The organism is Halomonas sp. SIMBA_159, from assembly GCF_046536035.1.
Lineage (GTDB): Bacteria > Pseudomonadota > Gammaproteobacteria > Pseudomonadales > Halomonadaceae > Vreelandella > Vreelandella venusta_A.
Window position 1 is genome coordinate 110,364 of record NZ_JAWJBT010000012.1, and the last position, 25,794, is coordinate 136,157.

Consider the following 25,794-nt stretch of genomic DNA (forward strand, 5'->3'; position numbering starts at 1 on the left):
TTTGACATGAAACGAGCTGAGTTAACCTCGTTTAGCTAATCAACGTTAAGAATTCTTGACGCGTCGCCTGATTGCTACGGAAGCCGCCTAACATCACCGATGAGGTCATACTGGAGTTCTGCTTTTCCACACCGCGCATCATCATACAAAGGTGGCGAGCTTCAATCACAACCGCCACCCCTCTCGCCTGAGTCACCTGCTGCACCGCCTCTGCAATTTCACGTGTCAGGTTTTCTTGAATCTGCATACGGCGCGCATACATATCAACAATACGCGCAAACTTAGATAACCCCAGTACGCGTCCGCTAGGCAAATAAGCAATATGACATTTACCGATAAAGGGCAGCAGGTGATGCTCACACATGGAATACAGCTCGATATCTTTAACCAGCACCATCTCATCGGTTTGAGATTCAAACACAGCGCCGTTAACAATTTCCTCTAACGACTGATGGTAGCCAGCGTTTAAAAACTGCATGGCCTTTGCGGCGCGCTTTGGCGTATCTCGCAGCCCTTCGCGGTCAGGGTTCTCACCCAGCGCGGTAATAATTTGACGGTAGTGTTGGGCGATATCATCGGTCATTGTAAGCCTCATCAAACTGTGCGTATTCGCTATCACTTAATCGCCTTGCAGCAATGTTATCGCGCCAGCGAGCTTCCATTATCGGCAAACTACTGAGTAGCTTGAGGTCTTTTTCGTTTAGCTGCTTACCCTTTGATGCGAGCTAAACGTTTTCCCTGCAAAAAACCATCCTATACAAAAAATATACCTTAAATAATTTATGTACAACAAAAACGATGGATTAATCTATTTTAACGTACCTAGGCAGGCTGTGGCAGAGTGACACGCACCCCCCTTCGGCACTCATTCTGCTGTGCTATGATAAGAACACAATTTTCCTGCTGAGAGAGCAGGAACCACTGTTGAGAGTACGCTATGTCATTCAAATCATCGCCCTTTTGGCTCACTGCCCTGCTGGGTACTTTTTTTGTGTCTCCCCTGTTTGCGCAAGAACAAGCACAAGAGCACACGCAAGAATCGACGCTCGATTTCCCCAGCGGCGCAAAGGTCGGCGTTGAAGTCGTTGAAGCCTTGAGCTTCGACAGTGCTCAGTCCCGCTATACCGATATTTTATTGCACCCCAAACAAGCCAGCGGCACTACTCACTCCTTACCTGAGTACTGCTTGCTAGTAGCGAATGCTCAGCTAAACGGTGACCGTATTCGGATTACTACTCAAGATGCAACGTGCATTGAAACTCACGATGCAGAGAGCGCCATATACTCCGGAGAATTTTCCGCTAGTGCTTATGCCGAAGATGGCCAATACGGCATCGCCTGCGAAGGCGGTGCCTGCTCTCTCGAACCAGGTCAGACCTTTGTCTTAACGCTGGAAGAGAGTATCCACATTGAAGCTCAAGACAATCCTTCCGCTGACATAAACGCTACTCGCCGCCAAGCAAACGGTGATGGTGTTGCCAACCCCATTCCTGGTGAGCGCCCAGACCCTGAACAAAGCGTAGAGAACCCCGCGCCTACAGAACAGTCTGAGTGAGCGCCTAAATATCGTTCAAAACGGCCTTAAGTGAACCATCACGAGAGGCCGTTTTTGTTTGTTCAGAGCTCTCCTTCTAACCCAGACCCTATGCTAACCAGAGCGGCTGATCTAACTGCAACAGTTGCTGCTCAAGCTGCCGAATGTGCTGGTCCCAATAGCCCGGCTCTGCCAGCCAGGGGAATGCACGCGGGAATGCAGGGTCATCCCATCTCGTCACCAACCAAGCAGCATGACGGATCAAGCGATACGCGCGTAGCGGCTCAATCAGCGACATCTGCTGGTGCGGAAACGGCAACGTCTCTTCATAACCCTCTACCATCTCGCTCAACTGCGCTCGCCATAGCTGCGGCTGCTCCATCGGTAGCAACATCCAGACATCCTGGATCGCCGGAGCCATTAAGCAATCATCAAAATCGACTAAGGTAAAGTCCTCATCGCGACCCAAAATGTTGCCTAAATGGCAGTCACCGTGGGTGCGAATCATCCAGTCGCTGCTGACATGAACCGCTGATAGTTGGCGGCGAATTTTATCGACGACCGCTTGATACGCACGGGCCTGGTGGTTACTCAGCCACGGGCTTGTCACCACACGTTGCTCTGCGTCTGAGACCCCATCCACGAACAATAACGTACCGCGATGCTGAAACGGCTTTTTGGCCGCGATCTTGTGCAGTTGGCCTAATACTTCGCCAAGCGCAAATAAATGGCTCGGATTATCAAGCTCCGGTGCCTGTCCTGAGCACTGGGGGAACAGCGTAAAGCGAAACTGCTGATAAACGTGCAACGACACCTGCTGCTCATTTCGCCAAGGCGCCACGACCGGAACGCCCGCCTGCTTTAATTCCGTTAGAAAATCATGCTCCTCCTGAATGGCCTCACTCGACCAGCGGTCAGGCCGATAAAATTTCACGACCCAGCGGCCACCCTCGTCATCACGAAACATCAGCACGCGGTTTTCATAACTATTTAGCGCAAACGGCTCACCCGCCGGCCAGATACCGACCGACTCAACGGCTGACATAACAAGATCTGGCGAAAGCGCACTAAACGGATGCGACATAGACGGCTCCTTAAATGAGCGGCCTAGTTTATCAACTCTTCTGCAGCGGTGTGCGAGCGGCCGCCCAGATATCCACCCGCTGCGCGCCATTAGCCAACAGCACACTGGCTAGCGCATGCCCCGTGGCTCCCGTAGTGACCACATCATCGATAATCGTGACGTGTGCTGGCACTGGGGCCTTCACCGCAAACGCACCGGCTAGATTTCGCTGGCGCTCGCGTCGGTTTAAAACACGCTGAGAGGGCAGATGTTTCACACAACATGCCTGCAATAATGGCTTATGGGTACGAGCACCCAACCGCTCGGCCAACCACTGCGCTTGATTGAATCCCCGCTCCTTAGCTCGCCCGGGGTACATGGGCACTGCCATCAATGCGTCTCCCAGTTGCGTGGGGCGGCGAGATAACATTAATTCGACCAGCAGCATTCCCGCACGGGGCGAGCCGTGAAATTTAAAATCATGCACCAGAGACGTGATGGGGCCTTGGTAGCACAACGCCGCCACGGTAGCGGTGAAATCGGGAGGCTCGACTAGGCAGTGGCCACAGCGAGAACCGGCATGGCTGACCAAAGGCTCTGCGCACTGCTGACAGTGGCGGACATTCCACGGCAGCTGGGCAAAACACTCATCGCACCACCCCGCATGAGAGGCACGCGCAGCGATACAAAACGCGCAGTAGCCAGGCAACCCCTGCTTAAACCACTGGCTCACTGCTTGCGCCCATTTCTTCATAGCTCACGCTCTCTATCCCTACGAATTCAAAAAGAATACTGCTTTAATATTGACATTACCCCAGATATTGATAGTATACGTCTCGTCTTCTGCGGATGTGGTGGAATTGGTAGACACGCTAGATTTAGGTTCTAGTGCCGTAAGGTGTGGGAGTTCGAGTCTCCCCATCCGCACCAATTTAAAGTGTAACACTTCAAATAATTCGGTAGCTTTTAGCTAACCGAATTTTTTTGTTTCTAAATTTCTTCATACTGCCCTAACTGGCTGACGAGCGCCGCTTTTTACGCTACGTTAGCGGCTTACCCACGCCGTTTATTTTGAGAAGGATCTCAACTTATGCAATGGCTCAATGACAATGCTCAGGCAATTTCAGCGGTCGCAAGCATTTGTACGCTAGTTGTGTGGGTCTTCTACGCGCAACTGCTTTACAACGGCTATGTTCGTCAACGCCGCCCTCGAATCATTGTAAATCGAGGCAAAGGCATTGGCATGGACGCGCTTTGCTTAATCAGCAACATGAGTAGCGAAGCCATTTATATTCAGCATTTAGTGGCAGTACTCCACACTCGTGACGGCATGTATGAGCTCGACGTGGTGGAGTATCAACAACAGAGCGGCGATGATGAGCAAGCATGTTACCGCACTCATCAGGGGCCGTTAGCCTCCGGCGACTACCTCCACATTCAGTCGTTTGGTGCGATCGTTGAGCAATTAACAGAACATTGGCAGTTGGATAAACACGCACTCAAACAACAGAAGCCTGAATTAGAAATACGCGTGATTGCTATTTACGGCTCTGAAGATATGCCGGTAGGCGCCTCTCGTCGCTTTGCGCTGAATCTTAGCGCTAACCCGCTTCACCAGCTCACGCCAGTAAAAGTCGATACGCAGCGCATGAACAGCCGCCGGGATCGCAAACGGGTTCTGCAGTGGGCAAAAGATATAGAAATGCACAAAGCACAATAATGTAGTGCGCAAAATTAAAAATTTGGGGACGGACTTATGAAACCAGTCATTGCGTTTATCTGCCTTGGCGCACTTACCACCCTCTCTTGCCACAGCTATGCTGCCGAGGAAGATAGCGACTTACCCGACTGGGCCGAGGAGCGCGTAGAGCCCTTCCGCGCTCGAGTAGGCAACTGGGTTGATAACACGTCACGCAATATTGATGCTTTTTTCGGTGGAGACCAATCCGCCACCGTTAATAATGAGTCCTACCTGCGTCTGGGCCAAGAAATTGATTGGATGGAAGGCGATGGTACCAGTGGTGATATTAGCCTGCGCTACCGCATCGACTTGCCGACCACAGAAGAGCGACTACGCCTTGTCATTGAAAGTGATCCTGAAGAGTCGCAAGGTACCTTGGCAGACCAAGGCTCAGGCCGCCTCTATAATGACCAGCAAGACCGCAGCACTTCTACGTTTGGCCTAGATTGGCTTGAAAGCCGCGATAAACGCGAAAACTGGAGCAACCGTATTGGTGCCGGGGTTCGCCTGCGCATGCCCCTCGACCCCTATGTTCGTTTCACCAGTGAACGGCTATGGAGCCTTGGCGAAGGCCCCTGGCAGCTTGAGTCCTTCAACCGGGTCTCCTGGTTCAACAATGAAGGTTACTCAGCGCGCACCACCTGGGACGTGGGTCGCCCGCTATCCGCTAACCGTCACCTTCGCTTTATCACCACCGTGCAGTGGCGCGAAGAGGAAGATACGCTTGAGTACAGTGAGGTCGCTCAGCTTAATCAACGCTTAAACGATCGCAGTGCCTTGCGCTACTCGGCCATTGCCATTGGGGAAAGCGCTTCTAATCCGCGCATGACCAACTACTACCTGCAGACACGTTACCGCCGAGATATTCATAAAGGCATTCTGTTTGGCGATGTCATCCCAGAACTACACTTCCAGCGTGAAGATAGCTACGACCCGCGCTGGGCAATGACGCTACGCTTAGAGATGTACTTCCAACGGGAAATTCAGCGGGACTACTTCGAGTTTTAACCCTTTTTCGATGCTATTCGCCGATGAGCATTCGCCAATATAGCCTATGCGCATCGGCCGTTTGTTAAAGCCGCAGCCCTCCATCGCATTCGATAATCCGCGCGGTAAAGTAATCATTCTCAAAAATAAAAGCCACGCTTTGGGCAATATGGTCAGGCTCACCCAATTGCTTCAAGGGCACACTTGAAGCAATTCTTTCCAGCATATCCGGCCGCATCGACGCGGTCATTTCCGTCTCAATAAACCCTGGCGCCACAGTCCCGGTGCGCACGCCATAGCGCGCAAGCTCTTTCCCCCAGGTGACGGTTAATGCATGCACGCCCGCTTTAGCAGCGGCATAGTTGCTCTGCCCCATGTTGCCCGCACGGGAGATACTGGAAATATTGACGATGACGCCTTCATGCCCGGCTTCAACCATCTGGGTTGCTGCCTCACGCCCACAGAGGAAAACACCGGTTAAATTCACATCCATTACACGCTGCCAAGACGAGAGCGACATGCGCTTTTCGACAACGCCCTCCTTTGCTTTAATCAGCAGGCTATCATCGGTAATCCCGGCATTATTAACACAACCGCTGACAGGACCCATACGCTGAGCTATATCGGCAAACGCGCGCTGCACCGACGGCTCATCTGCCACATTCACCACAAAGGCCTGAGCAGTAATGCCCTCAGCGCTCAATGCGGATACCGCACTGTCCAGCGCCTCTGCGCTCATATCCATTAAGGCGACCTGAGCCCCTTGTTGGCCCAGCCGCCGGGCTATCGCAAAGCCAAGCCCTCGCGCGCCGCCGGTAATCGCCACCACTTTTTTATCTACTTGCATCTCTCTCTCCTTAAGCAGACGGAACGCTAGTAGTTCACCAACGCTCGCCCGCATATGACGTCAAGGTTGTGCATTGCAGCATAGAGGAGCCCGTTAGGAATATCGAGCCGCCTTAGGTAGCCCCGCCCCGACTTGCTGCTTGTTTTTTATATTTCTGTCACCATATTCAGCGATTACGCCTGTTTTGGAGTTGGCCATGCCCATTCTTCTCTTTATATCGCTGTTTACTCTACTGGACTTTGTGCTGCTTTTTTCTATCGGCAGCCAAATAGGCCTGCTCACCACACTGATATTAGTGTTGGGCACCGGCTTTATTGGACTTCACCTGATTCGTAAAGAAGGCGTTTCTACGTTTGCTCGCGCCCGCCAACGCATGCAAATGGGTGAAATTCCTTCTCAAGAACTGCTTACCGGTGCAGCGCTCATTTTTGGCGGTGCCCTTCTACTCGCCCCAGGTTTTTTATCAGATGCGCTGGGTATTGCGTGCCTAATCCCCAATGCGCGCCAGCTGCTGATGAAAGCCTTGACCTGGGTGGGGTTAAAAACCGCAACCGCTAAGCAACATACTTACCAAAGCGGCCCTTCAGGCTGGGAGCAACGCCCCCATCAAGAGCACTCCCAATCGCAAGATGGACCCATCGAAGGTGAGTTTATTAGCGGTGAGGATGACCCTCGTCGTCGCTAAATCAAAATGCTGCTAAAAAACCGCCTGAGCGTAATTTTTTTCATGTATACCCCTTGAAAGGCGGGGGCTAGCCCCCACTTTTGAGTCAGCAAACAAGTTCGGCGGAAGCTATCGCTTTCGCCATTAACATGAAGGTGACTTACCTTCACTTTTCGCGGGCAAGACGCCCACGAAAATCACATTTAGCTAACTGCCCTTATGGGCCTTGACGATACTCAGGAGAACGTGAGCATGAATATCCGTCCTTTGCACGATCGCGTCGTTATCCGTCGCGTGGAAGAAGAGCAGAAAACCGCTGGCGGCATCGTGCTACCGGGTAATGCGCAGGAAAAACCCACGCGTGGTGAAATCCTGGCGGTTGGTAACGGCCGCATTCTCGAAAACGGCGACGTACGCCCGCTAGACGTTAAAGTTGGCGATACGGTGATTTTCAAAGACGGCTACGGCGTTGAGAAGCAAAAAATCAACGGCGAAGAAGTTCTGATCATGAGCGAAGCCGATATCCTGGCCGTTGTTGAAGGCTAATCCGCCTCGGCAAATTACTTTCACATTTTTATTTCAAACGTTAGGAAGTAACGAACATGGCAGCTAAGCAAGTTAAGTTTTCAGATGATGCTCGCAAACGTATGGCGCGTGGCGTCGATATTCTGGCAAACGCCGTAAAAGTCACGCTGGGCCCGAAAGGCCGCAACGTAGTACTGGACAAATCATTTGGCGCGCCGACCGTTACTAAAGATGGTGTATCGGTTGCTAAAGAGATCGAACTGAAAGACAAGTTCGAAAACATGGGCGCTCAGATGGTCAAAGAAGTCGCTTCTAAGACTTCTGACGCTGCTGGTGACGGCACCACCACCGCTACCGTTTTGGCCCAAGCGATTGTGGCCGAAGGCCTGAAAGGCGTTACTGCCGGTATGAACCCGATGGATCTTAAGCGCGGTATCGACCAAGCGGTCGCTGCGGCGGTGAAAGAGATCCAGGCAATGTCTGTACCCTGCACCGACACCAAATCCATTGCCCAGGTAGGTACTATCTCTGCCAACGGCGACAAGCGCATTGGTGAAATCATCGCTGAAGCGATGGAAAAAGTCGGTAAAGAAGGCGTCATCACCGTTGATGAAGGCCGCGGCTTTGAAGACGAGCTGGAAGTGGTTGAAGGTATGCAGTTCGATCGCGGCTACCTCTCGCCCTACTTCGTCACCAATCAAGACACCATGACCGTTGAGCTGGAAGACCCGTATATCCTGCTCGTCGACAAGAAAATCTCCAACATCCGCGAACTGCTGCCGGTGCTGGAAGCTGTTGCTAAGCAAGGCAAGCCGCTGGCGATTATCGCTGAAGATATCGAAGGCGAAGCGCTGGCCACGCTGGTCGTGAACAACATGCGTGGCATCGTTAAAGTAGCCGCTGCAAAAGCACCTGGTTTCGGCGACCGTCGTAAAGCCATGCTGCAGGATATCGCTATCCTGACCAACGGCACCGTGATTTCTGAAGAAGTCGGTCTGACGCTTGAGCAAGCGAACCTGGATCACCTGGGTACCGCTAAGCGCATGACTATGTCGAAAGAAAACTCCACCATCATCGATGGTGCTGGTGCAGAAGGCGACATCGAAGCACGCGTTAACCAAATCCGCGCGCAAATCGAAGACACCTCTTCTGACTACGACAAAGAGAAGCTGCAAGAGCGCGTTGCCAAACTGGCAGGCGGTGTTGCTGTGATTCGTGTCGGTGCAGCTACCGAAGTCGAAATGAAAGAGAAGAAAGCCCGTGTTGAAGATGCGCTGCACTCAACTCGCGCTGCCGTAGAAGAAGGCGTTGTGCCTGGCGGCGGTACTGCCCTGGTACGCGTAATGGCCAAAGTACAAGGCCTGACCGGCGACAACGAAGACCAGAACCACGGTATCAACATGGCGCTACGTGCTATGCAGGCACCGCTGCGTCAAATCGTTGCCAACGCTGGCGAAGAGCCCGCTGTCGTCATCAACCGTGTTAAAGATGAGACTGGCAACTTCGGCTACAACGCGCAAACCAGCGAATACGGCGACCTGTTCGAAATGGGCGTTCTGGACCCGGCGAAAGTAACCCGTACTGCCCTGCAGTCCGCTGGTTCTGTTGCTGGTCTGATGATCACCACTGAGTGCATGATCGCTGACGACCCGGAAGAGAAAGAAGCTGCCCCAGATATGGGTGGCATGGGCGGAATGGGTGGCATGGGCGGCATGATGTAATGCACCCATGAGCCTATCGCTCTGACGGTTAACGTCATTAAGAACCCCGCTTCGGCGGGGTTCTTTCTTTTGTATCACCTTCATAGCGCAACAAAGCGTGCTACCATCATCGCCTTTATTTGGCAGCTTTTAGGTTTAATTTCCCGTGCTTTCCAATATTCGTATCGTACTGGTGCAAACATTTCATCCGGGTAATATTGGCGCCACTGCCCGCGCCATGAAAACCATGGGGCTAACGGAACTTGTGTTAGTAAACCCACGCACATTTCCCGATGACGAAGCTACTCGCTTAGCCGCTGGCGCAACGGATGTGCTGGAAAACGCTCGCTGTGTAAGTACGTTAGAAGAAGCCGTTAGCGACTGTGTTCAAGTCGTCGGTGCCAGCGCCCGGTTACGCAGCATGCCGCTCCCGCATTTTGATGAACCAGACGACATGGCGCAACAGGTCATTGCGAACGCCGCGCAGGCACCTGTCGCGCTGGTGTTTGGTCGGGAACGTTCGGGCTTAACCAACGATGAAATTCGCTGCTGCAGCCATCAGGTCAGCATTCCCGCCAACCCTGAGTACGGCATTCTGAACCTCTCTCAGGCGGTACAAATTCTCGCTTATGAAGTACACCGTGCCTGGCGGAAGCGCGATACCAGCGGCTTTGAGTATCAGCGCCCATTGGAAGCCACGCCCCCTAGCCGGGAACAGTTTGGCTATTTCCAGGAGCACCTTGGACAACTCATGCAACAGAGCGGGTTCTTAACCCAGCCCCATGCCCGCACTGAAGAGCAGCTCCAAGCGCTGTTCGCCCGTGCCCAGCCCAGCAGAAAAGAACTCTCGCTGTTACGAGGACTGCTGAGCGCTTTTGAAACTCACTTGCCTAAGCAGTAGAAACATTACCCTCTAAATTGCATTAAAAAAGGGCAGCTTATCGCTGCCCTTTGCTTTACTCACCACGACTGACGCGGCAGATATCGCTGATTAAAGCGACATAGCTGCCAGCCAGCCAAACGCAATCAGTGGAATGTTGTAGTGCAGGAAGGTCGGTACCACGCTGTCCCACATGTGGTCGTGCTGACCATCCACGTTCAAACCTGAGGTTGGTCCTAAAGTGGAATCCGATGCAGGAGAACCCGCATCACCTAGCGCCGCTGCGGTGCCAACCAGCACCACGGTCGCCATGGGCGAGAAGCCAAACTGCACGGCCAGCGGCACGAAAATCGCCGCGATAATGGGAATGGTAGAGAACGAAGAGCCTATACCCAACGTAATAAACAGGCCGACCAGCAGCATCACCAACGCGGCTAAGCCACGGTTATCGCCGAACAGATCGAATGCGCCAGCGACGAGCGATTCGATATCACCGGTGGCTTTCATCACCTCAGCAAAGCCTGCCGCCGAGATCATGATAAAGCCAATCAGCGCCATCATGCGCATGCCGCTGGTAAACAGGTCGTCCGCCTCGCGCCATTTGAAAATGCCGCCTAAGGAGAGCAAACCTATACCAACCAAACCGCCTACGATCATAGAGCCGGTATACAGCTGCAAGCCTAATGCAGCCACAATCGCCACACCCGACATCACCAGCCCCAGCATATGAGGTTCAGCGGGCTTTCGTGTTTGGTGCGCATTTGACGCAGCTAATTCTTGATTGGCGTACTCACGCTGGCCACGGTAGCTAAACAAAAGCGCTACCAGTAGACCAATGGCCATACCACCCACCGGAATCGCCATCGCCATGGGCACCATGCCACGGGTAATTTCCAGCCCTAACGACTCTCCGGCACTGTTCAAGTTTGCCAGCAAGATATCGTTCAGAAAGATCGCCCCGAACCCCACCGGCAACAGCATATAGGGAGCGGTTAAGCCAAAGGTCAGCGCACAGGCCACGGCACGGCGGTCAAGCCTCAGGCGGTTCATCACCGCCAACAGCGGCGGTATCAGTACGGGAATAAAGGCGATGTGGACCGGAATCGCATTCTGCGAGGAAATAGCCACCAGCAATACGGCCACGAGTAGCAGCATTTTTACACGCGCCTGATGAGCGGCCGTTGCCTCTTTACCCAACATAGTAATCAATCGATTCGCCAGCATATCGGGCAGGCCGGAACGGGAGATGGCCACCGCAAAAGCACCCAAGGTAGCGTATGCAAGCGCGACCTGAGCGCCGCCGCCCACCCCTTCATTAAACGCGCTAAGCGTATCGTCCAGAGAAAGCCCGCCCATCAGGCCTCCCACTAAAGCACCCACTACCAGAGCAAAGACAACGGACACGCGAAGAAGCGACAGTGCCACCATGACGAGCACTGCAAGAATTACTGCATTCATGGAAATACCCAGAGCTATTGGAAGGTCATTAACGCCGAAGGTGGCGGATTCTAACAGATAGCACGCGCTTAATCAGGCTAAAGTGGGTCAGCAAATTCCTTACGACTTTAGTCACAACACCCTTGCTGCTATGCAACATTCTGCCTAGTATCCCGGCCTTTGCTATAGCTTACCGCTGACTAAATTAACAATCGCTTAGGAGCCTGTATGGGCATGCTCGCCATTCTTCTCTCATTGTCGTTGCTGATGTTTCTTGCCTATCGTGGTATTTCGGTCCTGCTCCTTGCGCCTTTAATGGCAGCTTTAGCGGTGCTGCTTTCGGGTGATGGGGCTTTTTTGTTGCCGATTTACACCGACACCTTCATGGGCGCGTTGGGCAACTACGTTATTCAGTTCTTCCCGCTCTTTTTATTGGGCGCCCTCTTCGGGCAACTCATGGCAGACTCAGGTGCGGCACAGTCGATCTCCAACGGCATAGTGAAACGCCTAGGCACCCATCACGTAGTGCTCACAGTTGTTATGGCCTGCGCGGTACTTACCTACGGCGGCGTCTCGCTATTTGTAGTGGCCTTCGCGATTTACCCCATTAGCCGTGAGCTTTTTCGTCAGGCCAACGTGCCTAAGCGGCTGATTCCTGCTTCTATTGCCCTGGGCTCTTTTACCTTTACGATGACCGCCCTACCCGGCACGCCCGCTATCCAAAATGCCATACCGATTCCTTACTTTGGTACTAACAGCTTTGCTGCACCGGGGCTAGGCATTATTGCTGGTCTAATCATGCTGGGCCTAGGCACTTACTACCTTCAGTCGCGGGTCAAAAAAGCGGCGGCTAACGGCGAGGGATACGGCACACACACAGAGCGCGAAGCCGAAGCCAACAGTGATACCGCCTCCGCGCCCCATATGCCGCTCGCGATTGCACTGATTCCGCTGGTGATGGTAATCGGACTAAACGCTCTGTTTACCTATGGCGTTTTTCCAGCAATGGATCTGAGCTTTATTAGCGATGCCTTCGAAAACGTGACGCCCAGCCGCCAAACAGGTCTATGGGCGATTCTTATCTCGCTACTCAGCGCTTCAGCATGGCTGATCATTACCCGCTGGACACACTGGCAAGATTTAAAAACCACTATTAACCAAGGCTGCTTTGGTTCGCTTCTACCCATTTTCAATACCGCGTCTGAAGTAGGTTACGGCGCAGTGATCGCAAGCCTGGCAGGTTTTGCCATTATCCGCGATGCAGTACTCAACGTGTCGCCGAATAACCCGCTCATTTCAGAAGCTCTGGCCATGAGCGTCCTAGCAGGTATCACCGGCTCTTCCTCTGGCGGCCTTTCCATTGCGTTACAAACCCTAGGCAGCGAGTACCTGACCATGGCGCAGCAGGCAGGTATCAACCCAGAGCTTATGCACCGCGTAGCAACGCTTGCGGCCGGCGGTATGGATACGCTGCCTCACTCAGGAGCGGTGATCACTCTGCTGGCCATTTGTGGGCTTACCCACCGCCAGTCTTACGGCAATGTGGCGATGGTGACGATTGTGCTGCCGATTGCAGCGCTGATCAGCGTGATTACCCTTGGCACGCTGTTTGGAAGCTTCTAAAGCTGCGTAAGCCATGCGATAGTTGATTAACGCGTTAACCAACTCACTATAAGAGACGTGACATGGCCCTTCAAAGACACCACACGCTGCTACTTATCATGCTCGCTAGCCTGGTCATTTCAACCGCCATGGGGCTACGCCATGGCTTTGGCCTGTTTTTGGAGCCTATCAGCAGCGACTTTGGCTGGGGTCGTGGCGTTTTTGCCTTCGCATTGGCTGTTCAAAACCTGATATGGGGTCTATCTCAGCCCTTTACTGGCGCGCTGGCTGACCGCTTCGGGGCGGCCAGAATTATCGTGGTAGGCGGTGCGCTTTACGTACTAGGGCTTTGCTTAATGAGCCTTTCGACCAGCTCGTTAGGAATGACCCTAAGCGCTGGTCTGTTGATTGGCTTTGGTTTGTCGGGCACTACCTTCTCGGTCATTTTGGGTGCCGTTGGCCGTGCGGTCACGCCAGAAAAACGCAGTATGGCGATGGGCATCGTCAGTGCGGCGGGCTCGTTTGGTCAATTCGCCATGTTGCCCGGCACGCTGGGCTTGATTGAGTGGTTGGGCTGGTCTTCTGCACTGCTGGCCATGGGCATGATCGCGGCATTGATGATCCCATTGGGAGCCATGGTAAAGGATCGCCCAAGGCCCAATGCATTGGGTGATTTAAGTCTACGCAATGCACTCAACGAAGCCGCCGCGCAAAAAGGGTTTTGGCTGCTATGCCTGGGCTTTTTTGTATGTGGCTTTCAGGTCGTATTTATCGCCGTTCACTTACCGGGCTACCTGTTCGATAACGGCTTATCCGTTCAAGTAGGCACTACCGTGCTGGCATTAGTCGGGCTATTCAACATTGTAGGCACCTACACCGCCGGTTGGATGGGCGGCATTTGGTCGAAACCTCGCCTGCTCAGCTGGCTGTACTTAATTCGCGGCGTTGTGATTACGGCATTTATTGTCATGCCGCTAACCACCACTAGCGCTTACCTGTTTGGTATTGCTATGGGGTTACTGTGGCTCTCCACTGTGCCGCTGACCAATGGAATTGTGGCATCAGTCTTTGGTGTTCGCCATTTATCCATGCTCGGAGGCATCGTGTTTCTCTTCCACCAGCTTGGCTCTTTTATGGGCGTATGGCTGGGCGGTTTTTTGTACGATCTTACCGGCCACTACAATACGGTGTGGCAAATCGCGATTATTCTTTCGGTGGTGGCAGCGGCACTTCACTGGTTTATCAGTGAGAAGCCATTGGCACGTCCCCAGACGCCGCAGGTGACTTCATGAGTGCGACTACTTCACTATGGGCGGCCATTGGTATGCTATTGGTCAGCGGACTGGCTTTTATGGCGTGGTGGGGCTGGCAAACCCTAGACCCATCGCTGCTGCTGTTTGGCAGCCGCTTGTGCTGAGATACCAATGGTTAGCCAGTATTGGGTGCTGATGTAACGTGACTATTCCATTCCCAGGACATGTAGCTGTTGTTATCACTACATTTTTTGCCGTTGTGCTTGCTGTTTTGCTGCACTATGAGGCTCTGTGGCTGATTTCTCGACAAATTGAGCAATCCCATCGCCCTCATCGTCAACGAATATTGGTGATGGCGTTTGGAGTCCTGGCAACTCACATTGCTGAAATTTGGTTATTCGGTGTAACCGGCTGGTGGCTTTCTGCGGTTCAAGGCATCGGTGCATTGAAAGGCTATGAGAGCTTTCATCTACTTGATTACATTTTCTTCTCTGCGGTGACGTACACTACTGTCGGCTATGGAGATATCTATGCCGTCGGACCTGTGAGGTTCTTATACGGAACGCTAGCGCTGACGGGATTTGTACTGATCACCTGGTCTGCCTCATTCACGTTTATTGAAATGCAAAAACATTGGCGCATTAATAAATAGTCAGCCTATTACGTTTGCTAAGGACACCGCATGTTCGAAGTGATTATTTTATCGTTTGCGCTTATTTTCGGCATTGCCGCCAGAAAAATTCACCTACCTCCTCTAGTTGGCTTTCTTGCCGCAGGCTTCGCTCTAAATGCGTTTGGCCCGAGCATCGGTTTACCTGATGATGCTGGCCCACTTTTGGAACATCTCGCCCACCTGGGCGTACTGTTACTGCTGTTTACTATTGGCTTAAAGCTAAACATTAGAAGCCTAGCGGAACCTGTGGTACTAGGCACTGCACTACTTCATCTCATCATCACCGCTGCCGTATTTACTCTTATATTCTCGCTAATATTCAATTTACCGCTAGACACTGCGATGCTGTTAGCAATAGCACTCTCCTTCTCTAGTACAGTGCTGGCTGCCAAAGTGCTAGAAAGCAAGCGCGAACTGAGAGCACTACATGGACGTATTGCGATCGGTATTTTAATTATCCAAGACTTAGCAGCCCTCGCAGTATTGAGCCTTTACAGCGGACAATCCCCCAGCCCCTGGGCGTTTTTAGTATTTCTGCTACCTCTGATTCGGCCATTACTGTATTGGCTAATGAGCATTGCCCAACACGATGAAATGCTGGTGTTAACCGGCGCTGTGCTGGCGATTGCCGTAGGAGGAATGGGGTTTGAAGCCGTAGGGTTGAGTTCAGAGGTCGGCGCCTTGGTAATGGGACTGCTGCTCGCCAGCCACCCGCGCGCTCAAGAACTCTCCAAAGCGTTATGGGGCCTTAAGGAAGTGCTGCTGATCAGCTTCTTCCTGCAGATTGGGATGGCAGGCTTACCTGATACCAAGGCCTTACTATTTGCACTCGCCCTGGCCGTGGCGCTACCACTGAAAGGCGTGCTCTTTTTTGCCCTGCTGATCGCCTTCCGCTTGCGCGCCAGAAACGCATTCCTGGGAAGCCTAAGCCTAACCGCTTACAGCGAGTTTGGCCTGATTGTCGCGTCCAGTATCTTAGAGGAGTGGCTGGTACCACTGGCGATTGCCGTGGCGCTCTCTTTCGTCATCGCAGCACCGTTTAACCGTCTAGCGCATAGCCTGTTCGACCGCTGGGAAAAGCACTTAACGCGTTTTGAGCGCCAATCACGGCACGCCGATGAGCAACCCGTCAATTTAGGCATAGCCACCGTGCTTGTGCTGGGAATGGGCCGAACGGGCAGCGCCGCTTACGACTTCTTTCACGATAAAGGATTGGAAGTGGCCGGTATCGACTCCGACCCCAACAAAGCAGACAGCCAACGCCAAGTATTTTACGGCGACATTGAGGATGTTGGTTTTTGGCATCAACTCGACATCAGCGAATTGACCGCCGTCACGCTGGCTACCCCCGAGCTGGAAAGCAAGCTGATTGCCAGCCGTGAACTGCGCAAGGCGGGGTTCACTGGTCAATTGATTGCGGGCATTCACTTTCAAGATGAAGCCGAGCCGTTACACGCTGCTGGCGTTGATCAAACCTACCTATTAATGACCGGCGCAGGCATCGGCATTGCAGAAAAAACCTGGGAGAAACTCCAAGACTCCATAAATTAACGCCCTCATGCTGCCTTACGCTGCCCCCACTTTGCGATGCCGCCAAAGGCGCATCAATACACCATGCTTGGGGGAAAACAGCAGCGCCATAAAGAAGCAGCTGGTGGCAACGAGAACAATGGTGCCACCTGAAGCGACATCGAAGGCAAATGACAGCCACAGCCCCACTATCGCCGAGCCCATACCCACTCCGATAGAGATAAACAGCATGGTTTTAAAGCGGTCGGTAAGAAGATGCGCCGTGGCTCCTGGTGTAATCAACATGGCAACCACAAGGATGATACCCACGGTTTCCAAACTGGCCACAATAGTTAAGGTAAGCAGTAAAATTAAACCGTAATGAATCACGCCGGTATTAAACCCCAAGGCCTGGGCCTGCGTGGGATCAAAGGCGTAGAGCATTAATGGCCGGAAGGCCAGCCAGACCACAAGTATCGCCACTACACTCGCCACCAGGGTCAGTAGCAGCGCAGATTGCTGCACTCCCAGCACATTGCCAAACAAGATATGCATTAAGTGGGTGCTGGAGGCAATTTTGCTGATTAGCACAATACCGAGAGCAAAGGCCCCGGTGAACATGATCCCCATCGCGGCATCTGACTTAATCCGAGTATGGCGTTCAATGGCCCCAATCCCTAGCGACGTCAATGCGCCCGTCACAAACGCGCCTATAAAGAAAGGCAGTCCTAGTAGATAGGCAATGGCTACCCCTGGCAGCACGGCGTGGGAGATCGCATCTCCCAGCAGCGACCAACGCTTCAAAACCACGTAGCAAGAGAGCATCCCACAGATAGCTCCCACCATCATTGATGTCAGCAAGGCTCGCTGCATAAAAGCGTATTGAAAGGCATCTGAGATGCCGCCAGGCAATAGATTCACTGGCACCATGATCGCCGCCAGCAGCCCAGCGACCAGCGCACTACTAAAAGCGTCTAACGTATGTAACATGCAAGTTGCCTATTATTTGCTTGCCAACGCAGGCTTGCTCACAAGCCTTACATCATGAGCAGATTGCTCAATGGCGCTTACCGCCAACTCTGCGAGTTTACTGTCGCTAAGCATCTCGTCGGGGGCACCTTCGCCGCGTATAAACCGGTTAATCAGCACGACATGATCCACATAGCGGCGCGCGCCCGGCATATCGTGGGTAACCATGACAATGGTTCTACCCGCTTCTCGCTCACGTTTAAGCACATCCAGAATAAGCTGCTCACTGGGCGGATCAACGCCCGCTAAAGGTTCATCTAACAACAGGATGCTCGCTTCTTGGGCCAGCGCCCTCGCCAGCAACACCCGTTTTTTTTGCCCGCCCGAAAGCGCACCAATCGGGCGATCAGCAAACGCCAGCATGTTGACATCTTCTAGGGCTTTCTCAACTGCTCGGCGATGGCGCTGCTCATGCCAGCGGGCAGGGAGCAAGCGCCTCCACCAGACGTCTTGACGCATGTGGCCATAGCGGGCACTCATGACGGTTTCCCATACCGAAATAGGAAAGTCCCATTCAATCGCTTCGCGCTGCGCCATATAAGCAATGCGACCCGCTTTGCGATGATGCTCAATGGCTTGCCCAAACGCATTCACATGCCCACGCAGTGGCTTCATGCTACCGGTTAGCACATGAAACAACGTCGACTTACCCGCGCCATTAGGCCCCACAATAGCGGTCCAGCGACCAGCGGGTAGCGTAAGGTGTATATCTTCCAATACGGGCTGCCGCTGGTAAGCGGCGTAGAGCCCCTTTACTTCGATCGCGGCGTTAGATTGGGATAAAAGCGACGACATAGTCAGTTACTCACTAGCCAAATAACGACGCAACAGCTCGATATTATGGCGTTGCATGGCGAAGTAATCCGCTGCCTCACCGTCGGGCGCACTGAGTGAGTCAACGTACAAAGGACCTGCCACTGGCAATCCCGTATCACGGGCAATACTGGTCACGTGTCGATCAGAAATGGTGCTTTCCCAAAACAGCGCGGCAGGTTGACGCTCATTTATACGGTCAATCACGCGCATCAACTGACGAGGCGAGCCTTCTGTTTCCGCGTTGGTCCCCCAAATACCGTCGTGTTCAAAACGATAGGCGTCAGCGAAATACAAAAAGGCGGCTTCACTGGAGAGTAAAACACGGCGCTCCTCGGGAATCACTTCAAGCGCTTCTTGAAGCTCCACATGCAAATCATGCAACTGTGTTTCAAGCGTTTCTGCCCGCTTCTGAATGGCCTCTGCATGATGCGGCAGGCTGTCTTCCAGAGTATTGGCTATCGCTTGAACATAAGCACTCGCCGCTCTCGGGTCCATCCACAAATGGGGGTCCACATCCCCTTCCATTTCACCCGTCACAATCGACTGCGTTGGGTACCCCGAAGACTCGGCTACTGCCACCATCGGCACATCGTCACTCACGGTGGCCTCTACTTGACGCATCCACTGCTCAAGCTGATAGCCGTTATAAAAAACGACATCGGCATCCTCAAGCGCGGCAAAATTATCTGGAGTGAGCTCCCACTCATGCACTTCGGCATTGATGGGGGTCAGTACGGTCACGTTAGCGTACTCACCGGCTACTTTTTGAACTAAATCTCCCAGTACTGAGAACGTCACCGCAATGTTAATAGGCGATGCTGGCAACTCATCCGCCTGCGCGCTGGTCACAACACTGCACCATGCTAACGATGCGCCTACTGCTGCGAGCAAATACTGTTTCGCCATTGGGTTTTCCCTCTATGCTAGGATCTGGTCTACAACAACTCTAGCTCAACAAAAAAGCTTTGTGCAAACAGTTTAGCCTTGGCTAACAATTATCGTGAAAAATGCGCTACCATCGCTAATTAACGTTTCCACTAACTTTGATAACCTTTGCCAATGAGTGATCACGAACAGCGGCCCATTCCCACTCTACGCGGTCAAAGCGGTGACGCTCTGCCGCCGGTGGAGCAGCACGCCCAGCAGTACGAAACGGTTCGTAATGCCCACGAGACCGAGTTGATCGAAGACTATGTTGAGCTAATTGGCGACCTCATTCGTCATCGTGGCGAAGCGCGCGCGGCTGATATAGCCAATCGCATGGCCGTCAGCCAAGCCACCGTGTCGAAAATGATTCGCCGCCTAAATGAGCTAGGCTTAGTGACCAGCAAGCCCTATCGCTCGCTATTTTTGACCGAAGAGGGTCAAAAGATGGCGGAAACATCGCGTGCGCGACACGATGTTGTGCTGCACTTCCTTCGGGCGTTAGGCGTGGATGACAGCACAGCAAGAATTGATGCTGAAGGGATGGAGCATCATGTCAGTGATGAAACACTCTCCATTATGCAGCGCTTTACCGACGAGCAGAAAAACCACTAAGCGTTTTTCCATGCACGCGTCTATGGCTGGGTAAAGCGCAGATGGTTTACCTGGGTAATGGCATCGTTCCAGATCATCTCTAGGTGAGTGGTCTGGATAACGTCCGTTACATGACGTGGCGTCATAAGCGCCCAGCAGTGAGCACCGGGGCGACGAACCGAATGGTAGCGGAGACCGTTCAATATATTTCGGACGTCCGCACCAAAGGGCTGAGACACCGCGTAGTGATCAGGAGCGTATACGGCATGATCACTAGGTAGCGTCAACGCATCGCCTATCATCTCCTCGCTGAACTCCCCTTTCAACCCCCGAAAAACGAACCGCTCATAGCGCAGCCCAGGCACACGCTGCCAATACGTTTGCTGATGATGTTTGACTTCCGCAATCGCGGTGTCCAGCGTATCGGCAAAATAGAGCACGCCAAATCTGCCATCGCTAAAACGTGATCCCTCTGGGTTAATGTGCGTAAAAGGTGCCACGGCATAAGAGCAGCCACGAATACCGAAAGGAATCTGCTCCAGCGGCAGCAGCGCTAAGTCACCCACCTCGTTTTGTAACCGCGGATTGGTGAGCGACTGAAGCGCATGGAGAGCGGCGAACTCGTTAGGGTCTGCCACATCATCGAACAAATTGATCGGCGGAAATTTACTATTAACCAACCGATAGCCGATGGCTTTACGGGCTGGCAGCACAGGTAAATCGGCCGCCTTTACCACTGCCCACTCCGCAGGCTGTCGATGCGCTTATAGGTTTCGTAAAGCGCGGCAAAATCCCCAGTCCCCATAATATCCAGCGGGGTACGGCCATTGAAATAGGGATTGTGATTAACCAAATTGACAAAGCCATACAAGTTGTCAGGGTTATCAAAAATCATACGCAGCGTCGCGTGGATATTCAGCACATAGCTGATGCGCGTGAGTTGGTCGCTATCTAGTTTTATCTCTACCAGGTCACCGCGCCGAGCACGAGCGTAGGTACTGTGGGATACACGCAAAATCGCCTCCCCCTGCTCTCCCGAGGCCCGCCACTTCTCTAGAATACGTACCGCTGCTTTTAACCCCACCGCAGCGGCTGCCTTATTCTGGGCAAACTCTTGTGCTGTTTGCATTGCACTTCCTAGCTAGTGTCTACAAATACCATTTTAGTATAAAAGTGTTTGGAAAGACATTTGGCAGCATTTTTTATAGTTGCTCTATACGTTCCCAGCCTTCATTATTTGTGAAACTGTGGTTTCAGGACGTGTAATGACACCGAACGCAAAGGAACGCTCATTTTTAAACCGGGTGCGCAGCGCCTTGCCTTCGCTGCACCCTGCTGAACGTCGTCTAGGTGAGTTTGTCTGTGACTTTCCTGGAGAATTAGCCAGTTACGACGCCCAAGAGCTCGCTTCTTTTGCCAAGGTATCCAAAGCTACAGTGTCACGCTTTGTACGGCGGCTAGGTTACGAAAGCTATGAAGCCGCCCGCAAACACGCGCGAGAGGAGCAAGCTACTGGATCAAGACTGTTTTTGCCATCGGCTGAGCAGCAGGAAGAAGAACACTCACTCAGCAATAACTTAGAGCAGGGAAAGGCTAATCTAGACCGCACGTTTGCCACTATTACCCAAGCAGAAATTGATGATGTCGCCCAGGCAATTCTGAGTGCTCGCAAAACATGGGTGATCGGCTTTCGCGCCAGCCACCCTTTTGCCGATTACTTACGCTGGCAGTTAACCCAAGTGGTAGAACAAGTCACCAGCCTTCCCGGAGGCGGCGAAACACTAGGAGAACAGTTAGTCAATTTCACTCAGGATGACTGCGTGATTATCTTTGGACTGCGCCGCCGGGTAGCATCCACTGAACAGTTGCTGCTCCACGCGAAAGAGTGCGGTACCAAGCTGCTTTACATAACTGATGAAGGCTTAACGACTGAACCAAGCGCCACGTGGCACTTCCGATGTCATACCCTCGCCATTGGCCCATTATTTAACCATACCGCCGTGATGGCAATCTGCCACTTGTTGGTAATGCGAACTATTGAATTAGCGGGTGACGCCTCCCGAACGCGCTTGCGCCGTATCGAAGCCCTCAATGATCGTTTTGAAGAGCTTTAGCGCTATCTATTATACAGGTTTAGCACCTCAATAGCGCAACGCTCTCACCTGACGCACAATTAGCGTGCATTTCCATAGCGTACTGACTCCCTTTTAATTATCGCGATATCAGGTAATCATTTGATTTCAATATGAAACTTCAGTTTCTTATTGATTATGGCATGAAATATGGATCTACATATTAAGCACGTTACTCGCATCCACTGCGTCATCAAGCGTTCGTGATAACACATCCAGAGGAAACCTTCATGCTAAAACGCACCGCACTCATCACTACCATCTCAACCGCCCTTATGGCGTCAAGCGCTCATGCAGCACCGCTATCGCTCAAAGTGCTTGGCCAACCAGCAGGCTCTGGACTGATTGCACAAAACAAGGAGCAGCCTTTCTTTGAGACACTGTCTGAACATAGCGGCTTAGATGTTGCCGTTCAGTATATCCCGGTTGATGTGGCGGGGATTCCCGACACTGATGGTCTTCGCGTGCTGAATTCAGGACTCTTCGACATTGTATCGCTGCGCGGCCCACAGGTGAGTCGTGACGAACCCTCAATCCTCGGCCTGGACTTGATTGGCCTGAACACCAGCTTTGAGGCCGGGCGCGATAATGTGATGGCTTTTTATGATTATGTCGACTCGCGCCTTCAAGAACGTTTTAACGCCAAACTTTTAGGCGTATGGCCTGCAGGGCCACAGGTGATTTTCTGTAGCGATGAGATTACTGGCCTAGATGACCTTCAAGGATTGCGCGTTCGGGTAGGCGACCAAAGTGCCGCTAACTTTGTTGGCGAGTTGGGCGCTACCGGTATTTCCATGCCTTTTGGCGATGTTCAGCAAGCGCTTTCACGCGGCGTTGTGGACTGCGCCATTACGGGTCCCGCCTCAGCGAACTCTGGGGGCTGGCCAGAAGCCACCAGCACCGTCCTACCCATTGCACTGCAGTTAGCGATCAATGGCTACGCCATCAACATGAACACGTGGAATCGTTTAACGACCGAACAGCAAACCCAGCTTGAAGAAGCGGTCGCCACACTCAGCGACGAAATTTGGGAGTACTCCGAAGCGCTCTATGAAGATGCCATGCGCTGCAATGCTGGCGAAACGCCCTGCGAGTTTGGGACCTCTTACTCGCTGACGGAAGTGGCTGTTTCAGAGACTGATTTAGCCACGGTTACCGCGGCCGTTGAGGAAGTATCGCTGCCTCTTTGGGCCAGCCAGTGCAACGCAGTGGCCGCTGACTGCGAAGCCGCTTGGCGTGACACCGTTGGCGCACAGCTAGGCCTTTAAGGCGCGAGGAAAGGAAGATGACAACTTACTCTCGGGTTCTGGGGATCATGTTTGGCAGCGTCATGCTACTGCTGGCCTTACTGATCACGCTGGAAACACTGATCCGCAAGTTCTTCTCGCTGTCATTGGGCGGCGTGGATGAACTGGGGGGCTACGCCATCGCCATTGCGGCACCCCTGGCATTCTGCGTGGCCATGGTGGAACAGTCGCATATTCGCATCAACTTGCTACATATGCGCCTTAACACCCGTACTCAAGCGATTCTCAATGCGCTGGCAGCCCTCTCAATGGGGCTGTTAGCGGCCTTTTTGCTCTACTTCACGGTGCAAACCGTACTTGATACGCAGATGTATGGCTCAATCGCTCAAACACCCTGGGCGACGCCGCTGATCTACCCACAAATAGTCTGGCTAGTGGCCATGCTAGCGTTTGGCGTCGCCGCCGCACTGCTCTCAGCCAAAGCGTTATATTTATTGCTAAAACGCGATTGGAAAACGCTGAATCAGAACTTTGGGCCAAGCTCAGCAACCGATGAATTGGAGGCTGAACTGGCTGACCTAGAGCAGCGTGAAGGAGGCAAGCCATGAGTATTCCACTGATTATTGCCGCCTTTTTGATCATGCTCGCACTCATGCTGTTGAGCTTGCCGGTGGCTGTGGCCATTCTCTTTGTAGGGGTACTAGGCGGCTATTTAATGTATGGCGCTCCCTTAGTGGACATGATGGGTGGCGTGGTATGGAGCAGCCTCAACAGCCCCTCTATGCTTGCCATACCGCTGTTTATGCTACTGGGGGAATTGCTGCTTCGCGGTGGTATCGCCGACCGTATGTATGCCGCATTAGCCGTGTGGTTTAACAAGCTTCCTGGTGGTTTACTGCACACCAATATTGCTACGTGCACGCTTTTCTCGGCAACCTCCGGCTCATCGGTCGCCACTGCCGCCACGGTGGGTACCATTGCTCTTCCCGCTCTTCAGGAGTACCGCTATCCCGTACGTCCATCCCTCGGCTCTTTAGCCGCTGGCGGCACGCTGGGCATCCTGATTCCGCCCAGCATTAACTTACTGGTCTATGGTCAGCTGGCCAATACGTCGGTTAGCCAACTGTTTGCGGCAGGCTTAATCCCGGGAATTGCCCTGGCGCTACTATTTTCGGTGTACCTGTTTATCGCTCACGGTAAGGCGGGAAACGCATCGCTCGTTGACGTCGATGTGTCTTTACAAGAAAAACTATCACTTTCTAAACACCTGATTCCCCCTGTAGTGATTTTTGGTGTTGTCATGGGCAGCATCTACGGCGGCTTAGCGACGCCTACGGAGTCTGCAGCCATCGGAGTGGTCATCGCGTTAGCGTTTATTATCGGCGGGGGCAAAATGAGCCTTGATCTGCTCGTTCACTGCTCACTGCAAGCGGCCAAAACGTCGGGCATGGTGATTATCGTGTTGATGTGCGCCTTGCTGCTTAATGTCACCATCTCGATGTTAGGCGTCACGCAGGCACTCACCCAGTGGGTGGCGTCGTTTGGCTTAAGCGCTGTCGGCCTGCTCCTGGTACTGCTGGTGTTTTACGTGATACTGGGCACCTTCATGGATGCTATGTCGATGCTGGTACTGACCGTACCCATTACGGTTCCCATGGTCATGGCGGTGGGCATTGACCCGATCTGGTTTGGTATTTTTATTGTGTTGATGTGTGAAATTGCGCTGATTACCCCACCGGTCGGCATGAATCTCTTTGTGGTTCAGGGCGTACGTAAAGACGGCGGCAGCTTTAATGACGTTATTTGGGGATCCATGCCGTTTGTCGCCATCATGGCGCTGTTTACCCTCGCGATTATGGTATGGCCGAGCATCGTGATGTGGCTTCCCGACCTACTGGCGGGGCGCTAATGAACCCTCAGCACTCATTTGAAAACACACCGCGTGTATTAATTATTAATCCCAACACAAATCGCCACGTTACCCACAGCATTCAAACGCTGATCCATCGGCTCGCCCCCGCAGATGTGGTCACAGAAGTGACCAGCCCTGCGCAAGGCCCCGCGGCTATCGAAACTGATCAGCATAAAGCAGACGCGACCCAAAACGTATTGGCGCTGATTGAACAACGTAAAGCAGAAGGGTTTGCTGGCTATATCATGGCCTGCTTTGATGATATTGCCATTGCACAAGCGCGGGCGCTGACTCAGGCGCCGGTCATCAGCTTAGCAGAAGCGGCCATTCGTCATGCGGCGGCGTCGGGCGGTTTATTTACCGTCATCACAACGTTTGACGAAGCGGTACCTACTATAGAGACGCTCAGCACGGCTTATGGACTAAACGAACGCTGCCGCGTAGTCGCCACCGGTATAGGGGTGGCCGATACCGCCGCACAGACTGAACGGGCCGAAGCTCGCCTACATGAAGCAATAGAAGAGGCAATCCGGCTGCACTCAGTGGCTATTGTACTGGGCTCCGGCGCATTTGCAGGGCGAGCCAAGGCACTACAACAACGCTACGGCATCGCCATCAGCGATGGCTTCGCTGAAGCCTTGGCTTACACCCTGAATTCAAACATTAAGCGCAGCACCCGCGGTTTCCAGCGCTCCTGAATACTCTCCCAGGAACACTTGTGCCGG

The 25,794-nt window shown here is 52.9% G+C and carries 27 protein-coding genes, 1 tRNA gene and 1 pseudogene; 19 read left to right on the forward strand and 10 right to left on the reverse strand.

All coding sequences use genetic code 11. From position 1 onward, the window contains the following. Window positions 1-31: 31 nt before the first annotated feature. Complete coding sequence (gene folE, locus R0J87_RS09760) at window positions 32-583, reverse strand: GTP cyclohydrolase I FolE (protein WP_188638585.1); 552 nt, start codon at window positions 581-583, stop codon at window positions 32-34. Window positions 584-937: 354 nt separating this feature from the next. Here folE and R0J87_RS09765 point away from each other — a divergent pair, with 354 nt between their 5' ends. Continuing rightward, window positions 938-1,555, forward strand: a complete 618-nt coding sequence (locus R0J87_RS09765) for a hypothetical protein (RefSeq protein WP_404463024.1) — start codon at window positions 938-940, stop codon at window positions 1,553-1,555. 88 nt (window positions 1,556-1,643) lie between these two features. On the opposite strand, the gene R0J87_RS09770 is transcribed toward R0J87_RS09765, so the two are convergent. Both R0J87_RS09770 and R0J87_RS09775 read right to left on the reverse strand, forming a co-directional pair. Continuing rightward, entirely contained in the window at window positions 1,644-2,618 is a 975-nt protein-coding gene (locus R0J87_RS09770; protein ID WP_404341770.1) for a serine/threonine protein kinase, read from the reverse strand. A gap of 31 nt (window positions 2,619-2,649) precedes the next feature. Beyond that, window positions 2,650-3,351, reverse strand: coding sequence for a double zinc ribbon domain-containing protein (locus R0J87_RS09775; RefSeq protein ID WP_498885856.1), 702 nt, complete (start codon window positions 3,349-3,351; stop codon window positions 2,650-2,652). 91 nt (window positions 3,352-3,442) lie between these two features. On the opposite strand from R0J87_RS09775, the gene R0J87_RS09780 reads away from it, so the two are divergent. From R0J87_RS09780 to R0J87_RS09790, 3 genes are all read left to right on the forward strand, one after another. Further along, window positions 3,443-3,527 (forward strand) — tRNA-Leu (locus tag R0J87_RS09780). A gap of 160 nt (window positions 3,528-3,687) precedes the next feature. Further along, entirely contained in the window at window positions 3,688-4,317 is a 630-nt protein-coding gene (locus R0J87_RS09785) for a hypothetical protein (RefSeq protein WP_498885857.1), read from the forward strand. A gap of 36 nt (window positions 4,318-4,353) precedes the next feature. Then, on the forward strand, window positions 4,354-5,346 hold the full coding sequence (locus tag R0J87_RS09790; RefSeq protein ID WP_404341776.1) for a hypothetical protein: 993 nt from the start codon (window positions 4,354-4,356) through the stop codon (window positions 5,344-5,346). 64 nt (window positions 5,347-5,410) lie between these two features. Here R0J87_RS09790 and R0J87_RS09795 read toward each other — a convergent pair whose 3' ends face one another. Beyond that, window positions 5,411-6,172 (reverse strand): SDR family oxidoreductase, encoded by a 762-nt coding sequence (locus R0J87_RS09795; protein WP_404463106.1) that lies wholly within the window; start codon window positions 6,170-6,172, stop codon window positions 5,411-5,413. A gap of 196 nt (window positions 6,173-6,368) precedes the next feature. Here R0J87_RS09795 and R0J87_RS09800 point away from each other — a divergent pair, with 196 nt between their 5' ends. The 4 genes from R0J87_RS09800 to R0J87_RS09815 all read left to right on the forward strand — a co-directional run bounded on the left by R0J87_RS09800 (window position 6,369) and on the right by R0J87_RS09815 (window position 9,962). Then, the gene (locus R0J87_RS09800) at window positions 6,369-6,857 is read left to right on the forward strand and encodes an FxsA family protein (protein WP_498885858.1); all 489 of its coding nucleotides are present in this window, start codon (window positions 6,369-6,371) and stop codon (window positions 6,855-6,857) included. A gap of 231 nt (window positions 6,858-7,088) precedes the next feature. Continuing rightward, window positions 7,089-7,382 carry a co-chaperone GroES gene (locus R0J87_RS09805; RefSeq protein ID WP_188638577.1) on the forward strand — a complete coding sequence of 98 codons (294 nt, stop codon included), beginning with the start codon at window positions 7,089-7,091 and terminating at the stop codon, window positions 7,380-7,382. A gap of 56 nt (window positions 7,383-7,438) precedes the next feature. Further along, on the forward strand, window positions 7,439-9,082 hold the full coding sequence (gene groL / locus R0J87_RS09810) for a chaperonin GroEL (RefSeq protein ID WP_253503857.1): 1,644 nt from the start codon (window positions 7,439-7,441) through the stop codon (window positions 9,080-9,082). Window positions 9,083-9,227: 145 nt separating this feature from the next. Next, window positions 9,228-9,962 carry an RNA methyltransferase gene (locus R0J87_RS09815; protein ID WP_404341783.1) on the forward strand — a complete coding sequence of 245 codons (735 nt, stop codon included), beginning with the start codon at window positions 9,228-9,230 and terminating at the stop codon, window positions 9,960-9,962. A gap of 90 nt (window positions 9,963-10,052) precedes the next feature. Here R0J87_RS09815 and R0J87_RS09820 read toward each other — a convergent pair whose 3' ends face one another. Then, a complete protein-coding gene (locus R0J87_RS09820) occupies window positions 10,053-11,399 on the reverse strand; it encodes a Na+/H+ antiporter family protein (RefSeq protein WP_498885859.1) in 1,347 nt (448 codons plus the stop codon). Between the two features lie 207 nt (window positions 11,400-11,606). Between R0J87_RS09820 and R0J87_RS09825 the strand changes: the two genes are divergently transcribed. The 5 genes from R0J87_RS09825 (at window position 11,607) to R0J87_RS09845 (ending at window position 16,457) form a co-directional block, all read left to right on the forward strand. Continuing rightward, a complete protein-coding gene (locus R0J87_RS09825; RefSeq protein WP_498885860.1) occupies window positions 11,607-13,001 on the forward strand; it encodes a GntP family permease in 1,395 nt (464 codons plus the stop codon). A 62-nt stretch (window positions 13,002-13,063) separates the two neighbouring features. Next, window positions 13,064-14,272, forward strand: coding sequence for an MFS transporter (locus tag R0J87_RS09830; protein WP_498885862.1), 1,209 nt, complete (start codon window positions 13,064-13,066; stop codon window positions 14,270-14,272). Then, complete coding sequence (locus R0J87_RS09835) at window positions 14,269-14,397, forward strand: hypothetical protein (protein ID WP_498885863.1); 129 nt, start codon at window positions 14,269-14,271, stop codon at window positions 14,395-14,397. The genes R0J87_RS09830 and R0J87_RS09835 overlap by 4 nt, the downstream gene beginning before the upstream one ends. 38 nt (window positions 14,398-14,435) lie before the next feature. Beyond that, on the forward strand, window positions 14,436-14,885 hold the full coding sequence (locus R0J87_RS09840; protein ID WP_404463112.1) for an ion channel: 450 nt from the start codon (window positions 14,436-14,438) through the stop codon (window positions 14,883-14,885). A 30-nt stretch (window positions 14,886-14,915) separates the two neighbouring features. Then, window positions 14,916-16,457, forward strand: coding sequence for a cation:proton antiporter domain-containing protein (locus R0J87_RS09845; RefSeq protein ID WP_498885865.1), 1,542 nt, complete (start codon window positions 14,916-14,918; stop codon window positions 16,455-16,457). Between the two features lie 15 nt (window positions 16,458-16,472). Here the strand turns inward: R0J87_RS09845 and R0J87_RS09850 are convergent, their stop codons facing one another. The 3 genes from R0J87_RS09850 to R0J87_RS09860 are packed head-to-tail and all read right to left on the reverse strand — an operon-like array spanning window position 16,473 to window position 19,166. Next, the gene (locus R0J87_RS09850; RefSeq protein WP_404463114.1) at window positions 16,473-17,405 is read right to left on the reverse strand and encodes a metal ABC transporter permease; all 933 of its coding nucleotides are present in this window, start codon (window positions 17,403-17,405) and stop codon (window positions 16,473-16,475) included. 12 nt (window positions 17,406-17,417) lie between these two features. Further along, complete coding sequence (locus tag R0J87_RS09855; RefSeq protein WP_498885867.1) at window positions 17,418-18,239, reverse strand: metal ABC transporter ATP-binding protein; 822 nt, start codon at window positions 18,237-18,239, stop codon at window positions 17,418-17,420. 6 nt (window positions 18,240-18,245) lie between these two features. Continuing rightward, the gene (locus R0J87_RS09860; RefSeq protein ID WP_498885869.1) at window positions 18,246-19,166 is read right to left on the reverse strand and encodes a metal ABC transporter substrate-binding protein; all 921 of its coding nucleotides are present in this window, start codon (window positions 19,164-19,166) and stop codon (window positions 18,246-18,248) included. Window positions 19,167-19,319: 153 nt separating this feature from the next. Here R0J87_RS09860 and mntR point away from each other — a divergent pair, with 153 nt between their 5' ends. Beyond that, a complete protein-coding gene (mntR, locus tag R0J87_RS09865) occupies window positions 19,320-19,799 on the forward strand; it encodes a manganese-binding transcriptional regulator MntR (protein WP_404341805.1) in 480 nt (159 codons plus the stop codon). Window positions 19,800-19,819: 20 nt separating this feature from the next. Here mntR and R0J87_RS09870 read toward each other — a convergent pair whose 3' ends face one another. Beyond that, window positions 19,820-20,515: an RES family NAD+ phosphorylase gene (locus tag R0J87_RS09870; protein WP_498885870.1), complete on the reverse strand. Its 696-nt coding sequence runs from the start codon at window positions 20,513-20,515 to the stop codon at window positions 19,820-19,822. After that, on the reverse strand, window positions 20,509-20,907 hold the full coding sequence (locus tag R0J87_RS09875) for an antitoxin Xre-like helix-turn-helix domain-containing protein (protein WP_498885871.1): 399 nt from the start codon (window positions 20,905-20,907) through the stop codon (window positions 20,509-20,511). The genes R0J87_RS09870 and R0J87_RS09875 overlap by 7 nt, the downstream gene beginning before the upstream one ends. 136 nt (window positions 20,908-21,043) lie before the next feature. Here R0J87_RS09875 and R0J87_RS09880 point away from each other — a divergent pair, with 136 nt between their 5' ends. The 5 genes and pseudogenes from R0J87_RS09880 to R0J87_RS09900 all read left to right on the forward strand — a co-directional run. After that, entirely contained in the window at window positions 21,044-21,892 is an 849-nt protein-coding gene (locus R0J87_RS09880) for a MurR/RpiR family transcriptional regulator (protein WP_498885873.1), read from the forward strand. A gap of 248 nt (window positions 21,893-22,140) precedes the next feature. Continuing rightward, window positions 22,141-23,178 (forward strand): TRAP transporter substrate-binding protein, encoded by a 1,038-nt coding sequence (locus tag R0J87_RS09885; protein ID WP_498885874.1) that lies wholly within the window; start codon window positions 22,141-22,143, stop codon window positions 23,176-23,178. A 17-nt stretch (window positions 23,179-23,195) separates the two neighbouring features. Beyond that, window positions 23,196-23,765, forward strand: a complete 570-nt coding sequence (locus R0J87_RS09890) for a TRAP transporter small permease subunit (RefSeq protein WP_498885876.1) — start codon at window positions 23,196-23,198, stop codon at window positions 23,763-23,765. Then, window positions 23,762-25,066, forward strand: a complete 1,305-nt coding sequence (locus R0J87_RS09895; RefSeq protein WP_498885877.1) for a TRAP transporter large permease — start codon at window positions 23,762-23,764, stop codon at window positions 25,064-25,066. Before R0J87_RS09890 ends, R0J87_RS09895 begins: the two co-directional genes overlap by 4 nt. After that, window positions 25,066-25,701, forward strand: a pseudogene (locus R0J87_RS09900) (aspartate/glutamate racemase family protein); the annotation flags it as partial. The gene R0J87_RS09895 and the pseudogene R0J87_RS09900, both read left to right, overlap by 1 nt. Window positions 25,702-25,794: the final 93 nt, after the last annotated feature.

Bases quoted from the DNA above. Each gene is read 5' to 3' on its own strand.
- R0J87_RS09880 (WP_498885873.1), top strand. From the start codon at position 21,044: ATGACACCGAACGCAAAGGAACGCTCATTTTTAAACCGGGTGCGCAGC.
- R0J87_RS09805 (WP_188638577.1), top strand. From the start codon at position 7,089: ATGAATATCCGTCCTTTGCACGATCGCGTCGTTATCCGTCGCGTGGAA.
- R0J87_RS09800 (WP_498885858.1), top strand. From the start codon at position 6,369: ATGCCCATTCTTCTCTTTATATCGCTGTTTACTCTACTGGACTTTGTG.
- folE (WP_188638585.1), bottom strand. From the start codon at position 583: ATGACCGATGATATCGCCCAACACTACCGTCAAATTATTACCGCGCTG.
- R0J87_RS09830 (WP_498885862.1), top strand. From the start codon at position 13,064: ATGGCCCTTCAAAGACACCACACGCTGCTACTTATCATGCTCGCTAGC.
- R0J87_RS09795 (WP_404463106.1), bottom strand. From the start codon at position 6,172: ATGCAAGTAGATAAAAAAGTGGTGGCGATTACCGGCGGCGCGCGAGGG.
- R0J87_RS09855 (WP_498885867.1), bottom strand. From the start codon at position 18,239: ATGTCGTCGCTTTTATCCCAATCTAACGCCGCGATCGAAGTAAAGGGG.
- R0J87_RS09845 (WP_498885865.1), top strand. From the start codon at position 14,916: ATGTTCGAAGTGATTATTTTATCGTTTGCGCTTATTTTCGGCATTGCC.
- R0J87_RS09820 (WP_498885859.1), bottom strand. From the start codon at position 11,399: ATGAATGCAGTAATTCTTGCAGTGCTCGTCATGGTGGCACTGTCGCTT.
- R0J87_RS09875 (WP_498885871.1), bottom strand. From the start codon at position 20,907: ATGCAAACAGCACAAGAGTTTGCCCAGAATAAGGCAGCCGCTGCGGTG.
- R0J87_RS09890 (WP_498885876.1), top strand. From the start codon at position 23,196: ATGACAACTTACTCTCGGGTTCTGGGGATCATGTTTGGCAGCGTCATG.
- R0J87_RS09770 (WP_404341770.1), bottom strand. From the start codon at position 2,618: ATGTCGCATCCGTTTAGTGCGCTTTCGCCAGATCTTGTTATGTCAGCC.
- R0J87_RS09850 (WP_404463114.1), bottom strand. From the start codon at position 17,405: ATGTTACATACGTTAGACGCTTTTAGTAGTGCGCTGGTCGCTGGGCTG.
- R0J87_RS09765 (WP_404463024.1), top strand. From the start codon at position 938: ATGTCATTCAAATCATCGCCCTTTTGGCTCACTGCCCTGCTGGGTACT.
- R0J87_RS09790 (WP_404341776.1), top strand. From the start codon at position 4,354: ATGAAACCAGTCATTGCGTTTATCTGCCTTGGCGCACTTACCACCCTC.
- R0J87_RS09775 (WP_498885856.1), bottom strand. From the start codon at position 3,351: ATGAAGAAATGGGCGCAAGCAGTGAGCCAGTGGTTTAAGCAGGGGTTG.
- R0J87_RS09785 (WP_498885857.1), top strand. From the start codon at position 3,688: ATGCAATGGCTCAATGACAATGCTCAGGCAATTTCAGCGGTCGCAAGC.
- R0J87_RS09885 (WP_498885874.1), top strand. From the start codon at position 22,141: ATGCTAAAACGCACCGCACTCATCACTACCATCTCAACCGCCCTTATG.
- R0J87_RS09860 (WP_498885869.1), bottom strand. From the start codon at position 19,166: ATGGCGAAACAGTATTTGCTCGCAGCAGTAGGCGCATCGTTAGCATGG.
- R0J87_RS09835 (WP_498885863.1), top strand. From the start codon at position 14,269: ATGAGTGCGACTACTTCACTATGGGCGGCCATTGGTATGCTATTGGTC.
- mntR (WP_404341805.1), top strand. From the start codon at position 19,320: ATGAGTGATCACGAACAGCGGCCCATTCCCACTCTACGCGGTCAAAGC.
- groL (WP_253503857.1), top strand. From the start codon at position 7,439: ATGGCAGCTAAGCAAGTTAAGTTTTCAGATGATGCTCGCAAACGTATG.
- R0J87_RS09825 (WP_498885860.1), top strand. From the start codon at position 11,607: ATGGGCATGCTCGCCATTCTTCTCTCATTGTCGTTGCTGATGTTTCTT.
- R0J87_RS09895 (WP_498885877.1), top strand. From the start codon at position 23,762: ATGAGTATTCCACTGATTATTGCCGCCTTTTTGATCATGCTCGCACTC.